We start from the raw sequence: 25,810 nt of genomic DNA, 5'->3' as shown, positions 1-25,810 counted from the left end.
GAAGAAGATGTGCCCAGAGTACAACGTAGAGGAGTTCAAGAGGCGCTACCCTAGGTTAGCAGACGAGGTGTTCGGAGGGAAAGCCGTGAAGCTGGCCTTGAGGGTCAGCATCCTCGACCCATGGAGAGGTTACATCCCGACGGCTGTTGACTATATTAGAAGGTGCCGGACGGTTGAAGAAGCCTTCGAGGTCATAGACTACCTCGTGAAGCGCAACGAGCTGTCTTTCGAGGAGGCTGAAAGGCTCAGAGCCAAGCTTAGAGAGGGGGGTATAGATGCCTTCGGTGGGAGGAAAGAGGACGACTATTACTACAAACAGGCCATGCGCTACTGGGGCGTGGCAAGAACGCGGGAGACTAAGCCGGCTAGAGAAACTGAGGGTGAAGAGGTACTCGAGGAGTCTACCTAGCCCTCGCGGCCACGATCTTTACTACATCATCGTCTTCGAGGATGTACGACTCTCCTACGCGTCTTCCCCGCTTCGCGTCGATCGCGTAAATAAAGCTTTCACCAAGCTCCGTGTGAACCATATATGCGAGCTCCCTCGCGGTGGTGCCGCGTTCGACTAGGTATGCATCTGGAAGGATATTGCCGTGGTGGTCGGTGTATTTGTTTTCGTCCTCCACGGGGTAGACGGCTATTAACCCGAGCTTATTAAATACGGCTTTCCTGAGCAGCTCTTGGACTCCCGTTGACCCGTACGTTTTCAACACGTTGCGCTGAATCAGATCAAGCACTTTGGCATGATCGGCCGGAACAGCCTCTCTGGGTACTTTAAACTTGAACTCAGGGTCTCCTGGCAAGTAGTCGATAATTCCCGACCCGTAGGCTTTTCTAAGAATTAGTTCTGCAAGCGCGCTCACGGGCACGACGTTATCCTCGCCGAACGCCTTCACAAGCCTTTTAACGTTATCAACGGCTTCTGGGTAGTCTGCCTTATTGGCCGCAATTATGATGGGTTTTGATACCTCCCTGAGCTTCACTGCAAACTCCTCTACATCTGATTGAGACCAGTTCCTAGGAGGCTTACTCTCTAGCTCTGCAAGTTTAATTGCGTCTACTACGTGCTTCCTCCTAACGCTTATGCCAGAGAGATTCTGGTATATGAGTTCTACGGGGTTCTGCGCCGTTATAATAGCTCTCGATATCTTACTACTCCATATCCTCAAAACAACGCTCTTAAACCACTCATTGATTTCCGAGAGAATCAGCACCGCGTCTTCTACGGGGTCGTGGGTACCTGGCTTACACCTATTGCCCTCGGGATCCGTGGAGCCAGACGCGTCTACCACATGTATGAGCATATCTGCCTGCCTCAAGTCATCCATAAACCTGTTACCCAGTCCCCTCCCCTTACTAGCTCCCGGGATGAGCCCCGCTACGTCAACCACCTTGACCGGTATGAACCTGAATCCCCGCTGACAGAAGCCGCTTCTCGGATTGCACTTTGCAAGGCCTAGCTCGACGTGAATGCACTTTTTCCTCGCGTAGGCTACCCCTACATTAGGTTCTATTGTGGTAAACGGATGATCAGCTATTTTCACCGGGATCATTGTCATGGCCGCAAATAGTGTTGACTTGCCCACGTTAGTCTTACCGACTATGCCGATTAGCTTCTCCGGGGGAGGCATCTTAGTGGCCCACTTTATAAAAACCCTCTTAGTAATTTAAGTACACCTGGCGTGGTGATTACGGATGGCTAAGGGCATGTACCACTACATTGCTGAAACGTGGCATAGGATATACAGGGGCGAGCTCAGAGAGCTACTAGCGAGGCGGCTCATAGAGTGGAGGAGGCAACCAACAGTGCTAAGAGTAGATAAACCAACGCGCCTAGACAGGGCGAAGGCTCTGGGCTACAAGGCAAAAGTGGGATTCGTAGTTGTTAGAGTAAGGGTAAGAAAAGGAGGGCAGAGAAGGCCGAGACCGCGGAGCGGTAGAAGACCTAAGAGAATGGGGGTATACGGGTACGCCCCAGCGAAAAGCTTGAGGCTTATCGCCGAGGAAAGGGCTGCAAGAAAATACCGTAACCTAGAAGTTCTAAACAGCTACTACGTTGGGGAGGACGGCAAGTACAAGTGGTATGAAGTAATCTTAGTTGACAGGAATCATCCAGCTATATGTAGTGACCCTGACATCAAGTGGATCTGCGAACCACAACATAGAGGAAGGGCCTTCAGGGGGCTCACTAGCGCGGGTAAGAAGGTTAGGGGATTGAGGAGGAGTAGAGGCTTGCGCGGGACAGTATACTACAAGTGGAAAAGGAAGCAGAAGGAACGTGAACTAAAGAAACGGCACGAAGCTAGTAGGGGAGCTCGTGAACCATGGCAAGCAGTAGAGAAACTAAGAGAAGGCGAGGAGTAGAAATCTCGCATATTGAAGTAGCGGCTTTCTGCCATGCAACGGAAGACTGTTTTCGTGTCGAGGAATCGGTAAGAAACGTCTTTCCACAGGAGCTCAGGAAGCTTATTAGAATAAACCGCGTGGAGAAGGAGGGATACTACGGCAATCCAATAAGCATCATTACTGCTAGAATCTCGGATGAGCGGTACGCTGAACTGATCACGAAACACCTCGCAGTATCTCTAGGTCCACTTGAGAAGGCTGTGTTGAAATCTACGTTCGATCTTAGATACGACCCCAAAACAGGGAGATTTGTGGTGAGGTTCTCTAAGCAGGATTTACTTTTAGGGCGTCTCAGAATAACCGACTCAGATGACGTAGTAAAGGTTGTTTTTCACCTGAAAAGCGCTAAAAAACGCTCTGACGCCCTAAACTTCTTTAGGAACACTGGTTTAATAGCCTAGGCAGGGCAATGGAGGTGTAATTCTGCTTACAAGGATATTCGTTGACGTGCACGTTCAGCGGTGTGATTCGCGGTTACTGGAAGTTGCGTTAAGACTCGGCTACTTTACCTTAGCGTGTAGTGAAGTGCACGCCGATACCCCTAAAGGCTTCTACGTCAGGGTCTTTGAAAAGGCAATAATTACGGCTGAAAGGCTCTCGGACCTGAGAAGCGCGTTGCGGGATGTCAATTACAAAAAGGTGTTTGTAACTGTGTACCCGGTCACGGTAGAAACTGCCAGGTGGGCTGCACACGACAGTAGAGTGGACAGCATACTAATGACCCCGGAAAACATGAAGATCTTCGATAAAAGGCAGGCAAGCGTGATGAAGTACTACGCGAAGGCCCTTGAAGTTCACCTACCACACCTCCTTTACACCAGTAGCGAGTTGCGGGGCATGCTCTACAGGAGGTTAAACATGTTTGTTAGAAGCAATATTGCATTTGTTGTGGGCTCGTCTGCAAGGGAATGGGTTGACCTTGTCCCACCTATATCGCTAATTAAGCTCCTGTCAACGCAATATGACATACCGGAAAAGACAGCGTTACTATCGCTGACCGACGTTCCCAGGCAGATCCTGTCTAGTAAAGGGGTACAATGATGCTTGAATACGTCACCTTAATATTGCTTGTACTATCAATCGCCATGAGCATCGCCTTGATCGTGTTGCTAAGGAAGACCGCCAGGTACTACAAGGCGGTTAAAAGCATGCTCGAAGCTAAGACTACGACCTCCAAGAAGCCTAGAAAGCGATACATCGTGTTTACGACCCTGTGCGAAGGCAGTGTTTCGCAAGTCGAAGTCGAGAAGTCCATCAAAGAAAAAATCACCGAGTACTATGGGCAAGGCACGCTTCACAAGGCCTCTCCCCACGTGGTGCTTTTCGATGAGAAGGTAGGGCGCGGCGTTGTGAGGGTTTTACACACGTATGTGGACTATGTAGTCGCCGCGATGGGCCTTGTAAAGAACATCGAGGGGAGAAAGTGCATCGTAATACCAATAAGAACGACGGGCACGCTCAAAAAAGCGCGAGAATACATTGACAGAGCAAAAGTGTAGCTTTCGAGGTAACCCCTTAATAAGTGGTCTATACTAACTATAAACTAGATGATGATGCCGCTCCAGAATGAACAGTGATTAATTCGCGACGAGCTGATTACTTTTAAAGCCCATAATTAAATTGAATTATAGTGGTGCGGGGGTGCCCGAGCCAGGTCAAAGGGGGCGGACTTAAGATCCGCTGGCGTAGGCCTGCGTGGGTTCGAATCCCACCCCCCGCATTACTCTAGTCCTCCTTGCACTGGGATAATGCTACGATCGAAGCGCGCCGGCTAAAGACATAATAGCGGGTTCATGTATTTGAGGACACGATACTGGTGCTTGTGGGGTATGGTAATTGGTGTTTGATGGAGTAAAGGATGCTTTGAGGAAGTTTCTACGGCAGGATAAGTACGAGGATGCTGTGAACGAGTTTATAAAAGACCTGCAAAAGGAGCTGATAAAATCAGACGTAAACTTAAAGCTCGTCTCGGAAATTGCGAGTAGAATTAGACAAAGAGCAATTGGCGAGAAGCCCCCGCCAGGTATTTCCAGGAAGAACTGGTTCATCACCATAGTGTACGAGGAGCTACTAAAGCTCCTGGGAGGCGACAAGAAGCCTCCGGTAAGGCCGTCTAAAAAGCCCTGGGTCATGCTCCTAGTAGGCTTGCAGGGTAGTGGTAAGACAACTACTGCGGCGAAAATAGCATACTTCTACAAGCTAGAAGGATACAAGGTAGGGCTCATAGCAGCTGATACCTACAGGCCGGCTGCTTACGATCAGTTAAAGCAGCTGGGGGACCAAATAGGCGTACCAGTATACGGCGAGCCCGGAGAAAAAGACGCTGTCAGCATAGCGAAGAGAGGTGTTGAGTACTTCGTTCAACGGGGCTTTGACGTAGCCATTATAGATACGGCTGGAAGGCACCACAAGGAAGAATCGCTTCTCGAAGAGATGAAAGAGATCTACGAGGCCGTAAAACCCGACGAGATAATGCTAGTGATAGACGCCTCAACAGGCCAGCAGGCATACACCATAGCCAAGAAGTTCCACGAGGCAACACCCATAGGCTCGATAGTGATTTCGAAGCTTGATGGCACGGCAAAAGGTGGTGGAGCGCTCTCCGCCGTTATTGCTACCGGGGCCTCGGTAAAGTTTGTTGGAATTGGGGAGGGGGTTGAGGACCTCGAGGTGTTCAGGCCTTCGAGATTTATTTCGAGAATGCTCGGACTAGGTGACGTGGAAAGCCTCGTGGAGTCCGTGAGGAGAGCCCGGTTGGAATTCACGGAAGAAGACGTTAAGCAGCTCTTCGAGGGCAGGATAAACATGAGGCTGATATACAAGCAGCTAATCAACTTGAGGAGGCTGGGGCCTCTCAAAAAGCTGCTACAAATGATTCCAGGATTCGAGCTTAAACTGCCACTTGAAGTAGACTCCAAGGAGCTCGAGAAAAAGCTCAATAAGTGGATCGCAATAATAAACTCCATGACTTACGAAGAACTGGATAACCCCGAGATCGTGGATAGGTCGAGGATTAAGAGAATAGCTTACGGGGCGGGAGTGAGTACCGAAGACGTTAAGGAGCTACTTAAACAGTACGAGGCAGTCAAGAAGATCCTCAAGACCATAAGGAGAAAAGACGTCTTAAAGAAACTGGGCATAAAGATCCCAGAAGCGGTAGAAGGCCTGGACCTGGAGGTATGACGGGGCCTTCTCTGCGGAGTGTGCACTATGCAGGAAAACTTCGCGGTACTGGTCGTAAGGCTGCTCGAAAAGGCGGAGAAAATACTCAAGGAATATCCTCTATGTAATAGTTGTTTGGGGAGGCTATTCGCAAGGCACGGTGTCGGATTAGGTAACTACGAAAGGGGGTTAATGGTAAAGACCCTACTAGCGATGAAGCTCCACAACGACTACGCTAAAGGCGTGGCCGACAGGGATAGCTTAAAGGTACTTGCCGCTCACGCGGGAGACGGCATTGCGTCAATGTACAGAAAGCTGTTCAGCGAGGACGTGGCAGTTGACAGTTGCTACCTCTGCGGAGGGAAGCTAGGGAGGGAGCTAGTAGAGAGGATTGCCGGCGATGTATGCGTGAAGTTGAAGGAGTATGGAGCATCAAAATTCCTCATAGGAGTCACCATTAGTAACGAGGTTCTAGGCAAGGAGCTGGAGTTGATCATAAAGCATGGCGTAGAAAGCTCGGAGTCCATTAAGCGGGAGATCAAGAGAGAGGTGGGGAAGGCCGTGATGGCGCTATGTAATGCGACCCCCCAGTTTTCAAGCCCCGAAGTGGTCTTGATCGTAAACTTAGACTCAACATTCAACTACGAAATATCTGTTCAATCCAACCCACTATTTTACGCCGGGCGCTACCGGAAGCTGGGTAGGAGGATTTCGCATATACCCTGGTATACGGAGACAGGCGTGAAAAAGTATCCGCTAAGTGTTCAAGAAGCCGTTGAAAGGGTGTTCAAGAAGATCTTTGAAGCAGAAGAAGTCGTCATCCACGCGGCAGGGCGCGAAGATGTGGACACCCGGATGGTCGGGAGCGGGCGTCCAGTGATCGTGGAGGTGAAGTCACCTAGGAGAAGAGGCGTAGACGTGGATGCGTTAAGGCTGCTCGTTGAAGGGGAGCTCAGATCGTTAAACGTACCGGTAGAGCTACGAATAACCTCTACTGCTTCTAGAGGGCTGGTTACGCTGATTAAGGAGCACTCCAAGCGTAAGAGGAAGACGTATAGGGTGGTTATCTACTCCCAAGAAGGCATTGAAGTAAGCGAGTTGAAGAGGCTCGAGGAATTCTTCGAGAACCGGGAAGTGCGCCAGAGGACGCCTCTAAGGATACTCAGGTGTAAGAAAGACAGGGTCCGTGCGAGAAAGGTCTATACTGTGAAAACACTGCAGGTCTCCGACAAGGTCTTCGAGGCGCTGGTACTCTGCGAAGGTGGACTCTACGTGAAGGAGCTCGTACATTGTGACGACGGGAGAACTACACCGTGTTTCGCGGGCATTCTCGGAAAGGCTCTTATTCCAATAGAGCTGGATGTTATCTACGTGGAGGAATAAAAATAAAAGGCTCTTCTATACTACTTCAAGTGCTGGAATCTGGTTTGCTTTTGGAATGGTGATAGTGATTGGTCAAGGCACCTAGGGGTTATCGGCATGGAACGCGGTGCTTGTTGAGGAAAAGGGTGAGGGAGCGGGGAGCAATACCCAGTTTAAGCCTCTTAATGGTCCAGTACAGTGTGGGGGACAGAGTCCATATAGTGGCAAACCCATCCATACATAAGGGCATGCCTCACAGAAGGTTTCACGGAAAGACCGGCGAGATTGTAGGTAAACGGGGCAGGTGCTACGTTGTTAAAGTTTCACTAGGTGGCAAGGAGAAAGTGCTGTTCATAAGGCCCGAGCACCTTAGGCCTGCATCCCTTCAAACAACACCGGTTAAAGCTCCCAATACAAACACGCAAACCCAGTAAATAGTTTTCCCCTAAAAAAGTGAATGGTGATCTTTTGACCACTCCTCTAAAAGTTAAAGTATACGAGGTACGTTTGATTTCGAATAGTGAGGCATTAAAGTACCTGAAGGAATACAGCGAGAGGGAACGGAGCAAAACCGGTACTGTCCCCCTACTGGTTCAGCGCGTTATAGAGTACCTGTACAAGTTCGTGAAGATCCCGCCGGAGAAGGCGGAGGAGCTACGTGAAAAGCTGAGTTCCCTCAATTTAAAGGAAGAAACCATTGTTATGTTAATGAATATTTGTCCTCAATCCCACGACGAGATAAGGCCTCTCCTTGTTCTCGAGGAGAAAGTTCTTGAAGCAGAGCAACTAGATAGGATTGCTAACCTGCTCAAAGAATACTGCACGGAGTAAGACATAAGGGCTTCTAACCATATAGTTCCGAGGGTTTTAGTTTTGTATAGGTACCCACCACATAGGTCAAAACACGTACCGAGTTCTAGGTATGAGCCTTCCGCGTACATACTTGATTACCTCGAAATGGGCAACCCTTCTGACGTACACTACGAGCACAGGAATCAGCCGTACGTGCAGTGCTTGGGCACAAAATACTTCTCTCTACTGGAAGCGACGCCCCTCATCGGTATAAAGGTAGAAATACTCGAAAAGGTGGATTTAAGCTATCCGAGCAAACTCAAGAGGATAATTCACATAGCGTATGGCGAGCTAACCTCTGTTGCAAGGGCAAACCTACGCGAAGCCGTTAGGAGGATAATTGCTGAAAACGAAAAGGTGTTTGTAGAGTTCTTTAACATAGCAGAACCTATAAACATAAGATTACACTCGTTAGAGCTACTTCCCGATATAGGTAAGAAAACGATGAACGCCATACTAGATGCACGTAGGCAGTCAAGGTTTACAGGCTTTAACGACCTGAAGAAGCGTGTAGGCATCGATCCCGTAAACATCCTCGTAGAGAGGATGGTGAGGGAGCTGGCGGGCGGCGAGAAGTACTACCTCTTCGTTAAGCCCAAAAATAGGGAGGGGCTGTACCTCGGATACTTGGAGAGACTTTATGGTGAATCATTTTAACCCGGCAGAGGTTGACGGCCGGAGTTTACTCGCATGGACTATAAGGGTCCTCCGCGAACACGGTATAAAGCCCCGTAAAAGGCTAAGTCAGAACTTCGTAGTAGACCCGTCACTAATACGAGAGATCCTATCCCACGTAGACCCTGGAGAGCGGGTTTTAGAGGTGGGGTGCGGTATCGGGACATTGTCTAAAGCCATACTCGAGAAGGCACATACCCTTCTCTGCATCGAGCTCGATCACAGGCTTTGCGAGGTGGCTGAAGAGGTAGTAGACGAACATCGCTTTGTAATCGTGAACGGAGACGCGCGAGAACTACCCTACGCGCAGAGAACGGTTGTTTCCAACTTACCGTACCATGTAACCTCAGACATACTGGTGAAGATATCGAAAGAAAACAGCGTGACGAAGGCCGTGTTAACTGTTCAAAAGGAAGTAGCCGAGAGGCTCTTGGCGCGACCGGGTTCAAAAAGCTATGGTAGGCTGACTGTTCTCGTGGGTACACTATTCAGGGTCGAGAAGGGCGGGACTTACCCGCCTCGTAGCTTTTACCCGCGCCCCCAGGTGTATCATCAAGTAGTCGTACTAACCAGGAGAAGTAATTACACAAGCGAAGTAGGCGCGTTGGAGAAGTTGACACGGATTTTCTTCTCCCAGCGTAGGAGGTTAGTGGAAAAGATCCTCGCAGAGGCCCTCGGCGTCAGGGCCGAGGAGCTGGGGCACTTGAAGTACAGAATAGCCGGTAAGCGGGTCTCTACGATCGACCCCGAACTGTGGTTTGAGCTCTCGCGCACCCTCGCGGAGAGGGGTGTATTGTAGTTGAGGGGCAGCACTAGATTGCCCAGATTAGAGTACGTAGGAGACGTTTACAGGCCTAGCGACGACACGTGGCTTCTTCTCGGAGTAATCGAGAGGGGGGCCTTCCAGGGAAAGCTGTGCTTAGATATCGGTGCCGGGTCAGGGATACTTGGAATATATGCTCTCCTAAACGGTACCTGCGAACGGGTAGTATTCTTGGATGTGATGGAGGATGCTGTAGAATCAACGAAGATGAACACCGAGATCAACGGCGTTCATCACCGCTCAATAGTTGTGCTCTCAGACGCCCCCGTAATAGGGGAAGCCACTATCGATATTTGTTTTGCGAACCCCCCATACCTGCCGGTACACGATCATCACAATGTAGACGTGGCCACAGAAGGGGGTCCCGGGGGCTATGAAACAGCGGTGTACTTCGTAGATTTCGCGAGTAAAGTGTTAAAGCGCGGTGGAAGGCTGTACCTAGCATACTCGTCTCTCTCAAAGCCGGAGATCATAGAGGGGGTCCTCGGACTTCATGGCTTCAAAGTTAATTACGTAGAAAGAAAACACTTCTTTTACGAGACAATATACGCGGTGGAGTGTGTTAAGCTGTGAAGGAGATCGAGGTCAGGATCGTGCTTGTAGGGATTGAAGGGGCGGTCAACTTGGGGATCATCGCGAGGACGTGCATGAACTTCAATGTAAAGGAACTGTACTTGGTGAGCCCCGTGGCCAGCCTGGAGGAGGCGTTGAAGTACTCCGCGCGCGGGAGCGACCTCCTATCTCGAAGCGTGATCGTGGATAGACTTGAAAAAGCCTTTGAAGGTGTAGACCTGGTAGCGGCTACCAGTGCAATTGGGTATTCAGAGGGCGATGCCCTAAGACAGGCGATATCGCTAGAGGACTTCGTGGACAGGGTGATCCCGAGGGCGAGGAAGGTCGCCATAGTGTTTGGTAGGGAAAGTACTGGGCTAACTAGGGAGGAGCTCTCAAAAGCGGATTTCCTCGTAACAATCCCAGCTAGCCCTGAATACCCCGTTCTAAATGTAAGCCAGGCGGTTGCCATATTCCTATGGGAGCTGTGGAAACGGGTTGGGGCGAGGCCCGTGAACATTCCTCCAAGGGCTACTAGAGAGGAGCTGGAAAAAGTCCTTGACACTATTAACGGAATAACCGCGCTCGTTGCACCCTTGGAGGATAGGAGGAAGCGGTGCGAACTCGTGTGGAGGCGATTGCTGCTCAGGTCGGTACCATCAGTTTATGAAGCCCGCGTACTGCTTTATTGGGCTCGTAGAGTGCTACGTAAACTTAGAGGGCCAGGATTCAGGTCTCCTTGATACTTCTAACCGCGCTCGTTAGCAATTCATGTAGTAGGTGCGACTTAGAAACCCCTATACCTGTTCCAGGTACCAGTTCTGCGAGAAGGCACGTATTAGCAGGTATTTGGAGAAACCTCTATGGAACGTAAACGGGCACAGCTAAGCATGCTAGTGACTAGTCCAGCACCAAATCCTTAACGGGTCTTATACGTATTGGCGCCATCCCAGCCCCACCCCTCATCTCGGGATAACGATTGTCCCCGGGTTTTCCCCTTCCAGCGCATTGTATATCTGTTCGGGTTCTCTGTAATCTAGGAGCTGTATTTCAATACCACTTCTCACCGATATCTCCAGCGCATTTGCATCTATTAAGGCGTACTCGCCCGGAAGGGTCCTCTGCTCGAGTATTGACTTGAGCTCGCTGGCCGTGATCACGGATAGGGGCCTCGCACCGGGGTACCTCGCGGGGTCCCTATCGTAGACCCTGCCCACGGCGGAGTAGTAGTAGACCTTCTTGACGCCAAGGGCCTCGGCTACTTGCAGTAGCACGGATGCCGTCGACTGGCCGGGTATTAAGCCCCCCATTACCACTAACTTGTAGCATCCCACCGCCTTGACCGCTTCTTCGATGCTTTCCGGCGGATGTGGATAGGCGTGGTTGCTCAGCGCGGAGATCAGTAGGAGGCTATTAAGCCTCGAGGCAAGTATGCCTATCAAGTCGAGCCAGTAATTTGATTCCACGCCTACATCCCTCGCGACTTCTATGTATTTGCGTGCATACGCTCCACCGCCCGTGACGACTACAAGCTTGCGCGCGTCTAGCAAGCTCTTCACCACGTTAACGTACCTCCTCAAGAGGTGTGGATCCGCGTTAAACGCCCTACCGGTAATCTTCAAAACCAGGTAATTCAAGTAAATACACCTCCGGCCTCGACTAGAGGCTATTTGATTTACCACTAAAAAACGCGCTTATTATGCGAAATCATAAATATCCCTTCAGATATCTGAGGAGGAAGAGTAGGCTGTGTTAACGGGCTACGTAGCACCTACTAGTGGTGTGGTAAGTGTGCGGAATTATTGGCATATGCCTACGCGGTGAGGACGTACTGCACCTGGGAGAAGCGCTGTATCGGGGCCTTCTCAGGCTAGAGTACAGGGGCTACGACTCCGCAGGAGTGGCCGTAATAGATGGCGGCAGACTCGTAATTACTAAAGGTAAAGGCAAGCTAAAGGAGCTTGAAGCTAAGTATGGATTTACGAAGCTCAAAGGGGTTACAGGCATCGGGCATACAAGATGGGCTACTCACGGACCGCCTTCAGATACCAATGCGCACCCCCACGTAGACTGTAAATACCTGTTTGCAGTCGTTCATAACGGGATAATCGAGAACTACTACGAGCTTAAAAAGGCACTCTTAGAGCGAGGTCACGTATTTCGTAGCGAGACGGACACGGAAGTTGTTGTACACCTAGTCGAGGAGTTCTACGGCGAGGTAGGCAACGTGTTCGAAGCGTTTAAACGGGCCGTTAAGCTACTGAAGGGCGCCTACGCGCTACTAATGATAACCCCGCTCGAGCCGGACAAGATCTTTTTCGCGAAGAAGGACAGCCCGCTGATACTCGGTATCGGAGACCACTACAACCTCGCTGCAAGTGATATACCAGCACTACTAGACCACACGAGAAAAGCCGTAGTGTTACGGGATCTCTGGGTGGGGTACATATCCCACAGAGACATCTATGTAGAGGACTTGGCAAGCGGTAGTAGGGTCGACTACGAGAAGTACACCAGGCTGGTGGAGTGGAACGTCGAAGACGCGTCTAAGGAAGGATACCCTCACTTCATGTTGAAGGAAATACACGAGCAGCCGCGGGCGCTTTTGCAGACCCTCAGCGGTATTCGTGGTGATGAGGCGGTTAAGAAGGCTGTTTCCTTGCTACTGAGCGCGGATACCATATACGTGACCGGTGCAGGAACGAGCTACCACGCCTCGGAGTTCTTCGCGCTAATGTCAACGAGGCTTGCACGCAAGCCGGTACTGCCCTTCATTGCAAGCGAGTATGAAGCCTATGAGAAGAGCGCGGAGGAGGGGGATGTACTGCTGGCAATTAGCCAGAGCGGTGAGACCATTGACGTCCTCAAGGCAGTGCGCGCTTTTAGGAGGGCTGGCGTGAAGGTGATCGCGGTCTCGAACGTGGTGGAGTCGGCCATACCGAGGGAGAGCGATCTAACCGTGTACATGAGAGCGGGGCCCGAGATAGGGGTCGCGGCGACTAAGACGTTCCTGGCACAGGCCCTGGTCCTCTCGTGGATCGGCTTAGAGTACGCGCTATCGCTCGGCGCAGTAGACTATAGCGAGTACTCCAAGGCGAGGAAGGACCTCGAGCATGCCGGCCAGCTCGCTGAAGCATCCATAATGAAGACTGAGGACGCGGTGCGGAAGTTGTCCGATCGGATCGCGGGCTCTACGAACATGTACTACCTGAGTAGAGGTATCGGCATCCCAGTAGCCAGGGAGGGAGCGCTGAAAATAAAGGAGATCGCGTACGTTCACGCCGAGGCCTACCCGGCCGGCGAATCCAAGCACGGACCAATAGCGTTAATTGAACCCGGGTTTCCCGTGGTATTCGTTGTCCCCGATGATGCCTTAATCGAGCGCAAGGTACATGGTAACGTGGAGGAGATGAAGGCCAGGGGGGCCCTGACCATAGGTGTCCTTCACGAGAACTCGTACTTGAAGGACTACGTGGACGTCGCAATAGAGGTTCCGGGCGCGCACTGGATCATGGCGCCGATAACGCACACACCACCGCTACAGCTACTAGCGTACTACCTAGCCGTTAAGCGGGGATACGACCCCGATAAACCGAGAAACCTAGCAAAAACAGTCACAGTAGAATAGCGCTAAGCTGGTGCCCTAGGACCTCGATATGCCTTCAATAAGGATCAGGGAGTACGCAAGAGCACCCTATTCTCGGCGCCAAATGCGGCGCTTAATTGGCGTCTGCTATTTTGTCGATAACGTGCTTGAGTGCATTTTCTCGTAAATGACCTCCCTGAGCCTCTGCGCACTCACGAAGTGAAGGGTCTACCCCGCTGAACAACCTCATAGTCACTACCCCTGGATCTCGAGCTACGTTAACTGGTTTACAAGGAATGACCAGCACCTGTCGTTCATCTGCACCCGCACCAGCTTCCACGGGATTTCACAGGCGTGGAAGATCACCACATCAGGGCCCCCCTCAACCAGCCTCATCTCGAAGTTAACGAGTCGTGGAATCAATGGGCCGCCGGGTTTATGGACTCTGTGCGCACGCGCTCTTCCACGATCCACTCGACTTCCCCCCTGCTTAAGCACAGACACTCAGTCAGAGCTGAGCTTGTAGACGCCTTCCACCGGCTTCAAAACACCTCTACGAAACTCCGAGCACTTTTGGGTTGTCCCCTGCAACGATGTCGATGAAGGGGACTATGGCGATGGTGTGCCTCCTGTTCGGAGGTAGCTTACAGCCAACCACATCGCCCTTGTACACTGGTCTGAATGCTTCCTCTAATGGTGTGCATGTCTTCAACTTCTCGGGCCTCCTGGGCGCGTAGACAGCGTTGCTCCCTCCTCGCTATGTCAATTGTATTTTAACGGTATCTAGCCGCGTTCCCCGCATTTTCCTCGGCTTCAGTACCCTCGCCAGCAATTCCCCGGGCTATCCTACCGCTTTTATAGGTAATTCTAGCGTCTGCAACAAACTCTACTGAGCTGAGGTTGAGTGTTCCCTTACCCCATGGGATTTCAGCTATCGCCACGAGTAGGCCGTCTATTACACCTACTAGGTTGTAGAAGAATTTCAGTAGTACGGGCAATTTAACGTAGGTTACGAGATCCTCGGACTCGGCGCTAGCCAGGTCTACGCTTAGCCCTGCTCTTGTAGAGTTCATCCCCGTAAAACGATACGTACAGGTACCTGTACCCCTCCAGTGCGTTTTCGTAGCATATACTACTAGCGAGTGTCGTTTTACCGTTACCGGGGTAGCCGATGACGAGTAGCATGTACTGAGAGTAGATGGGGCTCATTGACGAATCCAGCTCCTTGTTACCGGTTGAGAACGCGGGCCCGCCATCTACACCTTCCCGCTTACGTGATCCTAGACTATATCCTAGGTTCTAGGCCGCATTCCTGTTTTGTGTTCTTATTTTTCTCTCTCTCGCTAGGCGCCATTCTAGGCAAAGACTCGCATTCCCTCGTAACGCAGCCTTTAAACCGCAATGCAGGACTGAACTGGGCTACGGTATCGGCCAGGGTTTCGGGTAATGCCTACACGACCACGACAACCGCGTTCACCAGGGGCGTGAACGCGGACAACAAGCCGTACTACGCGCGCCTGCTACTCAGCCCGCTGAGTACTGACAACTTGACGGCTAACATTAGCTCGGCGAGCTGTGTGTGGGTTACAGCTCCGAGCATCATGATGGTGAATGGGATCTTTAGCTCGTGGTCGACGAGCCGGTTAACGCTACAGACAGGCTCGGCGTTTAATTCGACCCTCTCGGTGAATTTCCCCAATACGGATTACACTTTCCCGGGGGCAGGGCGTCTGCACCTACTACTCGGTCAAGTTAACGCTCGTGGAAGCTCCTCGTTTTCACCAGCTCCTTTAATACCACTACTCCGTGCTTCTTCAAGTACTCTTCGTACCCTTCTTTGTGCTCGTATAGCTCTTCCGGCGCTACTACTCCCCGTTTTACTTTACTCTCTAGTACTAGTTTCGCAGTGTACGCGTGTACTAGTGCCGTAAATACTGGTGTGGCCGGGTTTTCCGGGGTTCCCTGGAGTACCGCTATTTCGCGGTATTCCCCGCCGTCGCCAATTGCTTTTACTCGTAGTACCGCGATGTCGTTCACCTCTATTGAAAGCCTTTTCTCCAGGATCCTCGCAGTGAAGTCTACGGGCTTAATTCTAGTACCGTTGACTTCCACCTCTTCGCCGTCTAGGAAGCCGAGCTCGTAGAGGAGCCTGACGGCACTCATGTGTCCTGGCCACCTGAGCGTCAGTTCCTTGAGGTTTCTCGCCTTAATGTTCCTCAACATCGTTCTCAATCCATCACTAATAAATGCTTCAAAGGTACCCACGTTCTCGACCTCCACCGTTTTGACGGCTTCAACGGGCTTGACAGCTTTGATTTCCCCGTTTTCAACAAACCTAGCTGGCCTGACGTACTCTTCTAGTAGGTCTCGGGGGTTCCAGGTAACAGCGTAGCCTATGGGTGGTACAGGCCTATCCGGTATGCCGCCGGTAGCTATTTCAACGTCCTCTCCAAGCCCTAGTTTGTGGTAAGCGTAGCCCACGACCACGTTACTGTAACCCGGCGCGAAGCCGGCATCCACGACGAGGGTGCTCCCGCAGTCCTCGACCACTTTGCTGAGGACGTATGGATCTTCAAGGAAGAAGGAGACATCGACGACGTTCACGCACGCGCCCGCAAGTTCCAGTATGGCTCTAAATGCCGTGGTTGAAGGTAGGGCGGTGACAGCCAGTTCTACTTTCTCTCCGAGCCTTCTAAGTATGCCCGGTTCATAGAGGTGCGTCTCAACGTTTTCCGCTTTTCTAAGCCCGCTCAGCTTCGAAGCGTCCACGTCAACGGCGTAGATGTAGACGTCTTTCACCAGCTCCTTGAGGTACACCAAGGACCTGGATCCGACGCGGCCAAGCCCCACGAAGAGAACCTCCTTCAATGCGCGAACCCCGTGTACTCACATAGAGCACTATAAGTAGTAGCCTAATAACCCTCTTCTCACTTCCAGCAACACTCTACCTGCATGGTAGTTGAGCGGTGGATAGACATATAAGTGCCGTACCGAGGTACTAATACGGAGTTACCGAGAGAACCGGTGTTCTGCTTGGTTAAGGTCGTTGTGAGGGGGCGGAACAACTACTGGAGGTTTACCGTTCACAGCTGGGCCCTTGAAGTAAGGGAGATCCTAGAGTACGAGCTCGGCGAGCCCGTAGAAGTGAGCGTCGAGGAGGGCAACAACGAAGACCCAGAGATACTGGTAAACGGGGTGCCAGTGTGCTTAGGGGTTCCGGGCGAAGAGGGCTACTTAATAGAAATAGTTAAAAAGGCTGTGCTGCGACTGAGGGACACGGCTCCAGGCACTTCCTAGTGCCCTGATTTCTTGATACTTAATAGTGCTCTAAAAGCATATTAGCGACACCGTTAATTCGAGTAAAGCAGGTGTGAGGCTTGTGCAGTACTAAACATAGGAGGAAGCGGTTACTACACGGGTTAGCTGGCGGGGTGTTCTTAGTGGGTTTAGCGGTTCTATTTCATTTTGGTGCCCTATGGCCGTGGATCCTCGCGCTCGTGGGCGTTTTAGCGGTCATAGAGTCCGTAGCGGCCTACTACGAGTAGGATGTGGTACCTGACTTAACGGTGCGGGTAGATTGGCGTGATCGCCTGGATCGCGCGCAATCCGGCGGTCACCGGCCTTTCAGCGCTTCCTGAATGTAGTCCTCAGCTGTTTTTCTCAGCTTGCGGTGTATGAGTGTTGAAACTGGTATGGACACGAGTACGAAAACTGTTGCAAGCACTAGTGTGAAAGCAATCATCTTCGTCAACGAGTCGTAGTTCACTACGTTCCACTTCACTGCGAGCAACCACGTGATCGCGCAACACAGCCCTAGCGTAAACCACGAAAGCACTAGGAGTGGCCTCGACCTAGCCTTCACTAGTAGCAGGGTAGATAGAACCAGCACGCTCACTATTAGGATAGAGCAGAGAGAGGTCAGAGCGCCTATCGTCCAGATGTACTTCAAGGTCTCGTACATCACCAGCAGGTTGAAGCTGGTAGCGAACACCAAGCACCACAGTATAAGCCCCGTTGTAAAGACGTACCTTGCATTGCCCAAGCCGGTTGCCCCATGGTTCACTACAGCCTGCCAAGTTAATAAACACGGAGCATGCCCGGCCGCGGAGGCCTCTCCGCAAGCCGCCAATGGGTAATCAATCGTGAACATGCCATGTAATTAAAAACAAGCACCTAAACGGCTTCAGCTGGACAGGTGGTTGAGTTAATTCGCGATTAACTTCACGCTGGTACAGTTAACACGGAACCCCACCGTGGCCCCCCGATCTAATGAAGCCGGGCGAAGCCTGTAGCGGGTGGGCCGCGGAAGCGCCTCTACATTATACAAATACATTCGTGCACGTGGAAAGTATACGATAACAATGAGTTGTAACAGTCCAACTGGTATAAGTCGGTAATATGCATTAAGCCGAGACCCAAGACCCGGCACCCTCATTAATCTAACACATTCAACATGTCACCTGCCTTGATCGGTTTCAAAGGGTAGTACCATTAATCAGTAATTACAAATGACTGTTTCCCGTACTCCCGGTAGTTGACTCGTCTAGTGGTTAGCACTATATTGCACAGCAAGCTTACTATAATTCAGTGTTAATGCACTGCTCTCAGCGTGCACTACACGATTCACGAACTCTCAACGCCGTGCGAGTTTCGTAGCTCTACACTACATTAAACTCTACCGACAACACGAGGTCCACCGAGATCTTCGAATACTCCTTTAGCCTATGTACCTCTCCGTAGCTTCGTGCACGGTACCGTTCACATGGTACGGAGATAAATCGGCTTTTGATTCTACGGACCGTTCCAGCTAAGAAGCTGCAGTGATTATAAAATGATTGGTTAAAAACCGGGTATCTACCGTGTACTACTACGAGCTTAGCGCGCCCTGCTCTCTTGGAGACGACTCCTCTAGTTCTACTATTTCCCACACGACTACCCCGTTGGGGTCTGGACATTGGACTAGCCTTGTTCTCGGTAACCAGTCGTTCTCTTCTACGATGTTTCTCTGCTTAGCTGGTATTAGGGGGAGCAGGCTTGACAGCGCGTATATGCATACGTGTCTATTCCTTCCTGGAAAGCTCAGTTTACCACCATCTACTCTAAAGCAATCCCCTACAGCGTGGTTCGTACACGTGCCCCTGATCTCTTTAACCCTAACCAACAAGGACTTCATAGAGCACCACCGTTAGCTGAACCACGATATCCACCCGTAAACCAGCACGGCCACTACTAGTACTGGCATAACTACCTTGACCCAGTAATATAAGGCTTTCCAGGGAAGCGTTTCCCTGCGTAGCTCCAGCTCACCTATTAGCGTTTTCCTATCGATCAGCCAGCCGAACGCCGTTATGGAAAATAACGATGCTACGGGTAGCATCGTGGTACCCCAGAAGAGGTCGTTGTATAGCAGTATATCCACGCTGAGCATTGAGGGTACGCCCAGCAACACCTCTACTAAGCCCATGATCAGCACGGCCCTCCCTCTCGATAACCCGAACTCGCTCATCGCGTCAACGAATATCTCGAAACCTGGCACAGCGGACAGTAAGGCGGCGAATAGCAGTGCCGCGAAGAATAGCGTGAATAGGACTGCACCGCCTGGCAGGTGTCTGAAGATCTCGGGCAATGTTATGAACATTAATGGGGGCCCGCTCTGAGGGTCTACTCCGAAGATGAATACCAGTGGTAATACGGCTAAGCCGGCTATGAAGGAGGCTACCGTATCGCCCGTAGCAGCGTAGAGGGCGCTCCTCACGACCTTCTGATCCTTTGACATGTAGGAACCGTATATGAAGATCCAGGTGGAGCCCAGCCCCAGCGAGAAGAATACCTGACCCATCGCCGCCAGTACGGTGAACCCGGTCACCTTCTCCCAAGCTGGCTTGAGGTAGAAGACCAGCCCCTCAAGTGCTTTAGGCATCCCGAGAACGTAGACAGCTATGCCAACCAGGATGGCGTATACCACGGGCATCAATAACTTGCTGGCAAGCTCTACACCTCTTCTAACGCCACTGGAAACTACTAGTATGCAGAGCGCCACGATGGCTACGTGCATGGCCAGCTGTATGTGCAATGAACTCGTCAACTCCGAGAACGCCGCCGAGAAGTCTACCCGTTCAACGAAGATCGCGCCGGTCACCGATAGTATCAGGTACCAGAGCACCCAGCCTATGACGACAATGTAGTAGGCAACCGCTGCGATGACCGTTACCAGCAGGGTGTAACCTACTATCCTACCTCCCGGGTAGCCTATTTTCGTAAACGCGCTGAAGGGGCCTCTCCCCGCGTACCTGGCAATGGCGAGTTCCACTATTAACCCGGGTATTCCCACCCCTATGACTAGGAGCACGTACACTACTAAGAAGCCGGCACCTCCGAATCTGCCTAGCATGTAGGGAAACCTCCAAACATTCCCTAACCCCACTGCTACCCCGATGAGGGATAAGGCTAAGCCCACGCCACTGGTCCAGGTTTCCCTTCGAAGCGAACTCATGCGGGTCACCCCTTAGGAACCGGGCACTATGCCCCTCGAGCGTAAGTCTTCGAGGACGTCGTGAAGTCCCAGCTCACTGAGCTTCTCTGGGGTGGGTAGCCCGGTCCTCTCATCCCACCCGCGGACACTATAGTACTCCTTCAGCATGGCGTCTAGCTCGACTACGTGACCGGCAGATGGCCCCTTTTCCAGCGGCTCTTTAAGGAACCTCGAAGGAAGGGTGTCGTGTATTCTCCTGACCCCTTCTCGGACTATGTAAGCCCTCTCAACGTTGATCACCCTCTCGCCCACGGCCATGACCTCTAAAGGCGACAGCTTCATGCCCGTAACGGCCTCTACGAGCCTGGCTATTCGCTCGTAGTTGAGAATGTCCATGTTCTCGGCTAGGTTCTTGCAAACGCCCAGCGAGTCTACCAGCGCGCATATGTTCTCGTAGTAAGCTACGAGCCTGCCTTTACCTCTAACACCGAGCCTTAACGTGGCTTCTGGTTCGTTGAACATTCTAGCGCCTATTTTCGGGTCGTCGCTCAGTTCTACGAACGGCTCTGACCTCAGGTGATCTGCACCTCTCGTGGATACGGCGAAGCCCAGTCCGTACCCCTTTAGCCCCCTTGGATCGGCTTGAATCATCTCGAGCTTCTTTACGTGGAAAGCCACTTCATGCCCCCTTCCCAGCTTCTCCGCGGCAGCCACTACCCCCTCAGCTAGGATTGCACCGAACCCCCTTCTGTGCGCTATATCCCATATTAGCTTCATCACCGCGTCCATGTTGCCCCAATCTAGCTTAAGCCCTCCTACCTCGTTCTCCGTTAACAGCCCCCTGGAGTAAAGCTCCATGGCCCACGATATCACCTCGCTCGTTGAGATCACGTCGAGCCCCAGGTCGTTTACTAGCTCTATTGCTTTGAGCGCGCTATCTAGGTCGCTATTACCAATCCTCACCGTCATACCGGCTAGCGCTTCATACTCGGGGCCTTCGCTTAGGAGCGTCCTCTCCATCCTTTTCACGATGAAGACCCTGCTACACGGAACTATGCAGGAGAAACAGGCCCTGTTTTTCACGTTGTACTTCAATGCTAGCTTTTCCCCGCTAACCTCAAACGCGTATGGCACGGTGGGCTCAGTAAAGTGTTTCCCCGGGAGCACCCCGATCCTGTTAGCTGCTAGCAGTATCCTTGACGTGCCCATAATCCTCCTAGGCCAGTACTGTTCGTGAGTGTACACCTCTAGCTCCATTTCCTCGACCATCTTTTCGAACGTCTCGGCCTTGGCCACCTCTACGTAGCCGTCACCCCTAACGGCTATTGCCTTAAGGTTTTTGGATGCCATCACTACTCCAAGCCCTGTCCTCGCAGCCGGTCTTATTCTGTTGAAGAATATGCCAGAGAACTTCACGCCGTTCTCGGCAGCCGGGCCGATCAGCGCAATCTGCACGTCGGGGTCTCCTACCTCCCTCCTCAGGGCTTCGTAGGCTTTAGAGATCGGCATGCCCCACAGTCCGCTGGCATCCCTGATCTCGGCTGCACCGTTGCTTATGAACACGTATACTGGGCGGGGGCTTTTCCCCTCTATGATTACCTGGTCGAAGCCAGCGTACTTTAACTCGGCCGCGAAGTGCCCGCCTACGTTCGAGTCTCCGAGTATTCCCGTTTGGGGGGACTTAGCGGTTACATTGAGCCTGGCGCCCAGCGGAAAGCCCGTCCCGACAACGGGTCCCGTGGCGATCATTAGCTTGTTGCCGGGCGATATGGGGTCTATTTCGGGTGTTACCTCGCTGTAGAGCCTGGCAGCGTTGAAGCCTCTGCCACCGAGGTACGCTCTGGCTAGTCTTCTGTCCACTTCGTCCACCACGATCTCCCCGCTGGACAGGTTTACTCTTAGAACCCTGCCAGCGTAACCGTGTAACTTACTCCCGCCTGACACTAAGCCCCCACCTTCTCAGCAGGTTCTCATACTCCCTTAACGCGACAAGGTACCGTCTTCCAAGCTGCCCGGGGTTGGTAAAGGCGATCTCTGCTAGCGGGTACAGGGATAAAGCGTTAGTCGGGCACTTCTCGACGCACAGGGGGCTTCCGTTACATAGATCGCAAATTAGCGGTGTTTTATCAAGCGGGTTCTGGAACACCGCACCGTAAGGGCATGCACTAATACACGACCCACACGCATTGCACCTGTCCTTACTGAACTTCGTGAAACCCTTTTCCTTGTAAAGGGCGCCAGTAGGGCACGCCGATATGCACGGCGCGTTTGGACAATGCCTACACACAACGGGGTAATCCATGCCCACTAGGTCGTCTCTTACGACTCTTATCCTAGAGAGAGATGTCGAGAACACCTTTTCGTGTAGGAAGGAACACCAGAGCTCGCAGTATCTGCAACCAGAGCACTTAGATGGATCCACGGTTACGTGAACTACCATTGGTGCATATGCTACACCTCGGTTTTAGCTACATAGGGGGTGGGGTTTATATCTTTTAAGAAAACAAACCCCATTTACTGGATTGCCACCCTTAGCGCCACGTACCCGGTAGGAACGTTACATGTAGCTTCGCGTCAAAGAGATCTTCAGGTGCGTGGATTCCTGCGCGTTAACGGGCCTGCCGGGAAGTCGTAAAATCGCCGCATCGAAGTTCGGTATAAAGAGCTACGTTATCCGGTTCCAGGCCGAGTAGATCTGCCGTTTAGGATAATACCGGCGAAAGCGCGCGAGCACATTCCAACACATCGCACTTAACTAAGTGCATTGAGGGAGCAGCATCTTTACAGCTTTAACGCATAATTACATGTGACTACGTAACCGGCAATATGTACGCGACCTAGACTCCCTAGCACGTAGACATGCTAACGAAGTAGTCCACCAGCCGGCATGCTCTAGTTCGCTTTCCTGGAATAAGGTAAGTACGTTATGAGTTCCTGCCTGAAGCCGGTTCTCGGCCATGGATAGTGAAGCGTTTTTAAAGGTCTCCCCATAAAAGTACTTAAAGGGCTAAGTGGCCCAGGGTCAAGGCGACCTTAAGAGTGGTAGGTACAAGCTACTGGAGCACGAGGCATTTCGATTACTAGAGGAGTATGGGATCCCGTATCCACCGTACGGCTTAGCTAAAACCCCCGAAGAAGCGGCTGAACTGGCTTCCAAAATAGGGTTTCCTGTGGTTTTGAAAGTAGTGTCACCGGATATAAGTCACAAAACGGATGTCGGCGGGGTTGTACTAGGAGTAAGTAGCGTTGAGGAGGTTGTAGAAGGTTTCGAGAAAATAATGAAAAACGTGAAGTCAAGGGTTCAGGGTGCCCGCGTGAACGGAATACTAGTCCAAAAGATGGTTCCTCGCGGAGTGGAAGTGATAGTCGGCGGGTTGAGGGACTACACGTTCGGAGTGGCAGTAATGTTTGGTCTTGGAGGAGTGTTCACGGAAGTCTTCAAAGACGTAACTTTCCGCATATGGCCATTTACGCTCGAAGAGGCGCTTGAAATGGTAAATGAGATCAGGAGCGCGACAATCCTAAAGGGTTTCAGGGACACACCACCCGTAGACGTTTACAGCGTAGCGGACATCCTGGTTAAGCTGGGTAAACTATTGAACGAGCACTCCGAGATAGAATCGGCTGACTTGAACCCAGTAGTGGTGTACCCGGATAGAGCGCTCGTGGTTGATGCCAGGTTCATAGTGGGCGCATCGAAGGGGTAGTAGTTGCGGGGGCGATAGATTGATCGAAGAAAGGGAGGCCATAAAAAGATCCGCACTAATGGTGGCCGAGCTAATGGTGGCAGCTGCCAAGACAGCGCCTAAAGCGCGCGGAGTAGACAACATCACCTCGGTGGTTCTCACCGAGAGAGACGAACTGGAGAAAGTTGCACAGAAAATGGAAGAACTGGCGGAGAGGTATGGAGACTTTTTTAAGAGGGATGCCGAAAGTATCCGTAAAAGCGATGTACTCGTACTTATAGGGTGCAGGATCATCAATTTCGGGTTTAGAAAACCAGAAGCGTACAAGTACGACCCGGACCTGGTAAACTCTCTAATAAATCTCGGAATAGCGCTGGGCTCGGCAGTCAAGGTTGCCTCTTCGCTAAACGTCGATAATAGGATAATGTACTCAGCGGGCGTTGCAGCGCTAGAACTAAAGCTCGTGGATGCCGATGTGATTTATGGTATACCCCTTTCCGTGAAGTCTAAGAACGTATACTTCGACAGGGTGTGGCCGCCAAAGTAGGCCAGTGCCCGCGATGAATGTGCACAAGTACCGCATTCCTAGCGTCTAGCCCCCGGACTTAACGGTGAAGACTACTACTTCTTCCCCACTAACGATAACGTCGTCTTCCGTGACTATGGCGTTGTTTTTCAGCACTACATGCTCTGATTCTAGTAGACCGAGCTTTCTAAGTAAGTCCCGTACCTTGATCTCGTTTTCCTCGAGCTCGAACACGCTGCCCGTTTCAAGAACCTTTACTCTTATCAATGCTGCTCACACCAAGTTTATTTTCTAATTGCGACGCTTTTATGTAGTAAACTAGTTTACCGTCGTGGTAATCCCTGATGATGGTCCTTGCCGCCTCTTCTATTAGTGGTTCTTTTGTCGACTTGTAAAACCAGCCCCTGCGGGCTGCAAGCTGTTCTAGGATTTCAATCGGCGTCTTCGACTCAACCCTGTACGTATACGTGAACGCTTTGGGATTAAACTTCAAGATGCGCTCTATGAGCATTATCGCGTAGGGTACCGGGTCTTCCAGCTTTTCCGGCGGGTATCCACGGAGGATCCTCTCTAGCGGGTCCCCTTCCACCGGCAGTATGCCCGGGGAGTCTATCACTAGTATGTTATCGTCAACCCTGTAAAGCTGGAAGTGGCGGGTATATCCCGGGCTCCCGGGGTAGGGGCTTGTAGTAGCCGAGTGCCTGCCCTTGAGGGCATTTACTACTGAAGACTTCCCCACTTTTGGGTAGCCGACAACGGCTACTACTGCTGGTAAAGCAGGGGCCGCGCGCTTAATTGCGGATTTTAGTTTAAAGGTGCCCATGCGCTTAGCGGCCGACATGTACACTGCGTGATATCCACGCCTCTCGAAGTACCCCTTCCACTCCTCGGTAACGCTCCTAGGTACTAAGTCGCATTTGTTCAGGACGAGTAGTAGCTTCTTCCCGTGCTTCTTGACGATCTCAGCGAGCTTCTCGCTAAAAGTGCTTATCGGGTCCCTGGCGTCTAGCACCAGGAGCACGATATCGGATCTAGATACCAGTTTACGTACTTGATTCCACGAGGCGAGTATTATACCCCCTCCACTAGTCTTCTCCCCCCACGTAGTCTTCAAACCTAGCCACCTCTTCAGGGCTGAGTACGCTTAACCAGTCAACTTTAACGCCGGGTTCAAGCCTGGTGAGCCCCTTAATAGCCGAGCACAGGAGGTCTACGAGTTCAGGCCTTATGTTTGTCGTATCGACTTCGAAGACTTTGTCCTCGCCGAACGTGTTAAGGGCGTTTACGGCTATAACTCCAAGTATTTCGGCCATGACGTTTTCGTTCACCTTTCTCCTGCTCCAACCACGTTCAAGTAGCCTTTTCTCGAGTATTAGGGGGTGGGTTCTCAGCACCACGACCATGTCTACTAGATCTCTTGGAAGGATCTCCGGGTAGTGGGTTTGCAAAATGACAATGCCCTCTAACGACTTCACCAGCTCGCGAACATGCGTTACCAGCCTCTCCTCATCGACTACGTAGGTGCTCCTTAACTCGTCGTACATGGTTATAAAGCCCTTTTCCAAGGCGACTCGGCTCAAGTCGACAACTACTGCTCCACACGTTTCGGCAAGCTTACCGCAAATAACCGATTTACCGGTACCGGGCGTTCCAGCAATGATCACCACTTTGCCCAGAAGCACCACCTTTCGAACTTTTTATACCCTAA

At 51.6% G+C, this 25,810-nt stretch carries 34 protein-coding genes and 1 tRNA gene; 19 read left to right on the top strand and 16 right to left on the bottom strand.

Annotated features, from left to right (window positions below; genetic code table 11):
* Positions 1-7: 7 nt before the first annotated feature.
* Positions 8-409, top strand: a complete 402-nt coding sequence (locus QXU03_02490) for a DUF2095 family protein (GenBank protein ID MEM2170607.1) — start codon at positions 8-10, stop codon at positions 407-409.
* Here the strand turns inward: QXU03_02490 and QXU03_02485 are convergent.
* The gene (locus tag QXU03_02485; GenBank protein ID MEM2170606.1) at positions 402-1,631 is read right to left on the bottom strand and encodes a redox-regulated ATPase YchF; all 1,230 of its coding nucleotides are present in this window, start codon (positions 1,629-1,631) and stop codon (positions 402-404) included. The genes QXU03_02490 and QXU03_02485 overlap by 8 nt on opposite strands.
* A gap of 64 nt (positions 1,632-1,695) precedes the next feature.
* On the opposite strand from QXU03_02485, the gene QXU03_02480 reads away from it, so the two are divergent.
* The 13 genes from QXU03_02480 (at position 1,696) to QXU03_02420 (ending at position 10,575) form a co-directional block, all read left to right on the top strand.
* Positions 1,696-2,364, top strand: a complete 669-nt coding sequence (locus QXU03_02480; protein MEM2170605.1) for a 50S ribosomal protein L15e — start codon at positions 1,696-1,698, stop codon at positions 2,362-2,364.
* Positions 2,325-2,807 (top strand): RNA-binding domain-containing protein, encoded by a 483-nt coding sequence (locus tag QXU03_02475; protein ID MEM2170604.1) that lies wholly within the window; start codon positions 2,325-2,327, stop codon positions 2,805-2,807. Before QXU03_02480 ends, QXU03_02475 begins: the two co-directional genes overlap by 40 nt.
* Positions 2,808-2,853: 46 nt before the next feature.
* Positions 2,854-3,447 carry a hypothetical protein gene (locus tag QXU03_02470; protein ID MEM2170603.1) on the top strand — a complete coding sequence of 198 codons (594 nt, stop codon included), beginning with the start codon at positions 2,854-2,856 and terminating at the stop codon, positions 3,445-3,447.
* Positions 3,447-3,905, top strand: a complete 459-nt coding sequence (locus QXU03_02465) for an Rpp14/Pop5 family protein (protein ID MEM2170602.1) — start codon at positions 3,447-3,449, stop codon at positions 3,903-3,905. The genes QXU03_02470 and QXU03_02465 overlap by 1 nt, the downstream gene beginning before the upstream one ends.
* A gap of 136 nt (positions 3,906-4,041) precedes the next feature.
* A tRNA-Leu gene (locus QXU03_02460) sits at positions 4,042-4,126 on the top strand.
* Positions 4,127-4,242: 116 nt separating this feature from the next.
* Complete coding sequence (locus QXU03_02455; protein ID MEM2170601.1) at positions 4,243-5,589, top strand: signal recognition particle protein Srp54; 1,347 nt, start codon at positions 4,243-4,245, stop codon at positions 5,587-5,589.
* A 27-nt stretch (positions 5,590-5,616) separates the two neighbouring features.
* Positions 5,617-6,951, top strand: coding sequence for a tRNA pseudouridine(54/55) synthase Pus10 (locus QXU03_02450; GenBank protein MEM2170600.1), 1,335 nt, complete (start codon positions 5,617-5,619; stop codon positions 6,949-6,951).
* Between the two features lie 68 nt (positions 6,952-7,019).
* Complete coding sequence (locus QXU03_02445) at positions 7,020-7,364, top strand: 50S ribosomal protein L21e (GenBank protein ID MEM2170599.1); 345 nt, start codon at positions 7,020-7,022, stop codon at positions 7,362-7,364.
* 73 nt (positions 7,365-7,437) lie between these two features.
* A complete protein-coding gene (locus QXU03_02440; protein ID MEM2170598.1) occupies positions 7,438-7,761 on the top strand; it encodes an RNA polymerase Rpb4 in 324 nt (107 codons plus the stop codon).
* Between the two features lie 42 nt (positions 7,762-7,803).
* Positions 7,804-8,439: a DUF655 domain-containing protein gene (locus QXU03_02435; GenBank protein MEM2170597.1), complete on the top strand. Its 636-nt coding sequence runs from the start codon at positions 7,804-7,806 to the stop codon at positions 8,437-8,439.
* Positions 8,423-9,256 carry a 16S rRNA (adenine(1518)-N(6)/adenine(1519)-N(6))-dimethyltransferase RsmA gene (gene rsmA, locus QXU03_02430; GenBank protein MEM2170596.1) on the top strand — a complete coding sequence of 278 codons (834 nt, stop codon included), beginning with the start codon at positions 8,423-8,425 and terminating at the stop codon, positions 9,254-9,256. Before QXU03_02435 ends, rsmA begins: the two co-directional genes overlap by 17 nt.
* On the top strand, positions 9,257-9,853 hold the full coding sequence (locus tag QXU03_02425; GenBank protein ID MEM2170595.1) for a methyltransferase: 597 nt from the start codon (positions 9,257-9,259) through the stop codon (positions 9,851-9,853). It begins immediately after the preceding gene.
* Positions 9,850-10,575 carry a TrmH family RNA methyltransferase gene (locus QXU03_02420; GenBank protein ID MEM2170594.1) on the top strand — a complete coding sequence of 242 codons (726 nt, stop codon included), beginning with the start codon at positions 9,850-9,852 and terminating at the stop codon, positions 10,573-10,575. Before QXU03_02425 ends, QXU03_02420 begins: the two co-directional genes overlap by 4 nt.
* A gap of 219 nt (positions 10,576-10,794) precedes the next feature.
* On the opposite strand, the gene pyrH is transcribed toward QXU03_02420, so the two are convergent.
* Positions 10,795-11,469, bottom strand: coding sequence for a UMP kinase (gene pyrH / locus QXU03_02415; GenBank protein MEM2170593.1), 675 nt, complete (start codon positions 11,467-11,469; stop codon positions 10,795-10,797).
* A 152-nt stretch (positions 11,470-11,621) separates the two neighbouring features.
* Between pyrH and glmS the strand changes: the two genes are divergently transcribed.
* A complete protein-coding gene (gene glmS, locus QXU03_02410) occupies positions 11,622-13,460 on the top strand; it encodes a glutamine--fructose-6-phosphate transaminase (isomerizing) (protein MEM2170592.1) in 1,839 nt (612 codons plus the stop codon).
* 231 nt (positions 13,461-13,691) lie between these two features.
* Here the strand turns inward: glmS and QXU03_02405 are convergent, their stop codons facing one another.
* The 6 genes from QXU03_02405 to QXU03_02380 all read right to left on the bottom strand — a co-directional run bounded on the left by QXU03_02405 (position 13,692) and on the right by QXU03_02380 (position 16,286).
* Complete coding sequence (locus tag QXU03_02405) at positions 13,692-13,922, bottom strand: hypothetical protein (GenBank protein ID MEM2170591.1); 231 nt, start codon at positions 13,920-13,922, stop codon at positions 13,692-13,694.
* 49 nt (positions 13,923-13,971) lie between these two features.
* Positions 13,972-14,130: a hypothetical protein gene (locus QXU03_02400; protein MEM2170590.1), complete on the bottom strand. Its 159-nt coding sequence runs from the start codon at positions 14,128-14,130 to the stop codon at positions 13,972-13,974.
* Between the two features lie 61 nt (positions 14,131-14,191).
* Positions 14,192-14,491: a hypothetical protein gene (locus QXU03_02395; protein MEM2170589.1), complete on the bottom strand. Its 300-nt coding sequence runs from the start codon at positions 14,489-14,491 to the stop codon at positions 14,192-14,194.
* Entirely contained in the window at positions 14,451-14,627 is a 177-nt protein-coding gene (locus QXU03_02390; protein ID MEM2170588.1) for a hypothetical protein, read from the bottom strand. The genes QXU03_02395 and QXU03_02390 overlap by 41 nt, the downstream gene beginning before the upstream one ends.
* A gap of 298 nt (positions 14,628-14,925) precedes the next feature.
* Complete coding sequence (locus tag QXU03_02385; GenBank protein ID MEM2170587.1) at positions 14,926-15,117, bottom strand: hypothetical protein; 192 nt, start codon at positions 15,115-15,117, stop codon at positions 14,926-14,928.
* A 53-nt stretch (positions 15,118-15,170) separates the two neighbouring features.
* Complete coding sequence (locus tag QXU03_02380; protein MEM2170586.1) at positions 15,171-16,286, bottom strand: saccharopine dehydrogenase C-terminal domain-containing protein; 1,116 nt, start codon at positions 16,284-16,286, stop codon at positions 15,171-15,173.
* A 165-nt stretch (positions 16,287-16,451) separates the two neighbouring features.
* On the opposite strand from QXU03_02380, the gene QXU03_02375 reads away from it, so the two are divergent.
* Positions 16,452-16,715, top strand: coding sequence for a hypothetical protein (locus QXU03_02375; GenBank protein MEM2170585.1), 264 nt, complete (start codon positions 16,452-16,454; stop codon positions 16,713-16,715).
* An 80-nt stretch (positions 16,716-16,795) separates the two neighbouring features.
* Positions 16,796-16,963 carry a hypothetical protein gene (locus QXU03_02370; GenBank protein MEM2170584.1) on the top strand — a complete coding sequence of 56 codons (168 nt, stop codon included), beginning with the start codon at positions 16,796-16,798 and terminating at the stop codon, positions 16,961-16,963.
* A 68-nt stretch (positions 16,964-17,031) separates the two neighbouring features.
* On the opposite strand, the gene QXU03_02365 is transcribed toward QXU03_02370, so the two are convergent.
* The 5 genes from QXU03_02365 to QXU03_02345 form a co-directional block, all read right to left on the bottom strand.
* Positions 17,032-17,460 (bottom strand): hypothetical protein, encoded by a 429-nt coding sequence (locus tag QXU03_02365; GenBank protein MEM2170583.1) that lies wholly within the window; start codon positions 17,458-17,460, stop codon positions 17,032-17,034.
* A gap of 825 nt (positions 17,461-18,285) precedes the next feature.
* Positions 18,286-18,591, bottom strand: a complete 306-nt coding sequence (locus QXU03_02360; GenBank protein MEM2170582.1) for a TIGR04076 family protein — start codon at positions 18,589-18,591, stop codon at positions 18,286-18,288.
* Positions 18,592-18,603: 12 nt separating this feature from the next.
* Entirely contained in the window at positions 18,604-19,911 is a 1,308-nt protein-coding gene (locus QXU03_02355; GenBank protein ID MEM2170581.1) for a sodium-dependent transporter, read from the bottom strand.
* 12 nt (positions 19,912-19,923) lie between these two features.
* Positions 19,924-21,834, bottom strand: a complete 1,911-nt coding sequence (locus tag QXU03_02350) for an aldehyde ferredoxin oxidoreductase family protein (GenBank protein MEM2170580.1) — start codon at positions 21,832-21,834, stop codon at positions 19,924-19,926.
* On the bottom strand, positions 21,818-22,330 hold the full coding sequence (locus tag QXU03_02345) for a 4Fe-4S dicluster domain-containing protein (GenBank protein ID MEM2170579.1): 513 nt from the start codon (positions 22,328-22,330) through the stop codon (positions 21,818-21,820). Before QXU03_02345 ends, QXU03_02350 begins: the two co-directional genes overlap by 17 nt.
* 571 nt (positions 22,331-22,901) lie before the next feature.
* Between QXU03_02345 and QXU03_02340 the strand changes: the two genes are divergently transcribed.
* The gene (locus QXU03_02340) at positions 22,902-23,597 is read left to right on the top strand and encodes an acetate--CoA ligase family protein (GenBank protein ID MEM2170578.1); all 696 of its coding nucleotides are present in this window, start codon (positions 22,902-22,904) and stop codon (positions 23,595-23,597) included.
* 19 nt (positions 23,598-23,616) lie between these two features.
* Positions 23,617-24,123, top strand: coding sequence for a DUF2148 domain-containing protein (locus QXU03_02335; GenBank protein MEM2170577.1), 507 nt, complete (start codon positions 23,617-23,619; stop codon positions 24,121-24,123).
* Positions 24,124-24,168: 45 nt separating this feature from the next.
* On the opposite strand, the gene QXU03_02330 is transcribed toward QXU03_02335, so the two are convergent.
* The 3 genes from QXU03_02330 to QXU03_02320 are packed head-to-tail and all read right to left on the bottom strand — an operon-like array spanning position 24,169 to position 25,784.
* Complete coding sequence (locus tag QXU03_02330) at positions 24,169-24,369, bottom strand: MoaD/ThiS family protein (protein ID MEM2170576.1); 201 nt, start codon at positions 24,367-24,369, stop codon at positions 24,169-24,171.
* Positions 24,347-25,216 (bottom strand): GTPase, encoded by an 870-nt coding sequence (locus QXU03_02325; GenBank protein ID MEM2170575.1) that lies wholly within the window; start codon positions 25,214-25,216, stop codon positions 24,347-24,349. Before QXU03_02325 ends, QXU03_02330 begins: the two co-directional genes overlap by 23 nt.
* Positions 25,188-25,784, bottom strand: coding sequence for an adenylate kinase family protein (locus QXU03_02320; GenBank protein ID MEM2170574.1), 597 nt, complete (start codon positions 25,782-25,784; stop codon positions 25,188-25,190). The genes QXU03_02325 and QXU03_02320 overlap by 29 nt, the downstream gene beginning before the upstream one ends.
* Between the last annotated feature and the right edge of the window lie 26 nt (positions 25,785-25,810).

Source organism: Desulfurococcaceae archaeon, from assembly GCA_038845865.1.
In the GTDB taxonomy this organism is placed as follows: Archaea; Thermoproteota; Thermoprotei_A; order Sulfolobales; family Desulfurococcaceae; genus UBA285.
The sequence above is the reverse complement of the archived record's forward strand: the minus strand, read 5'-3'. Positions and strand labels throughout refer to the sequence as shown.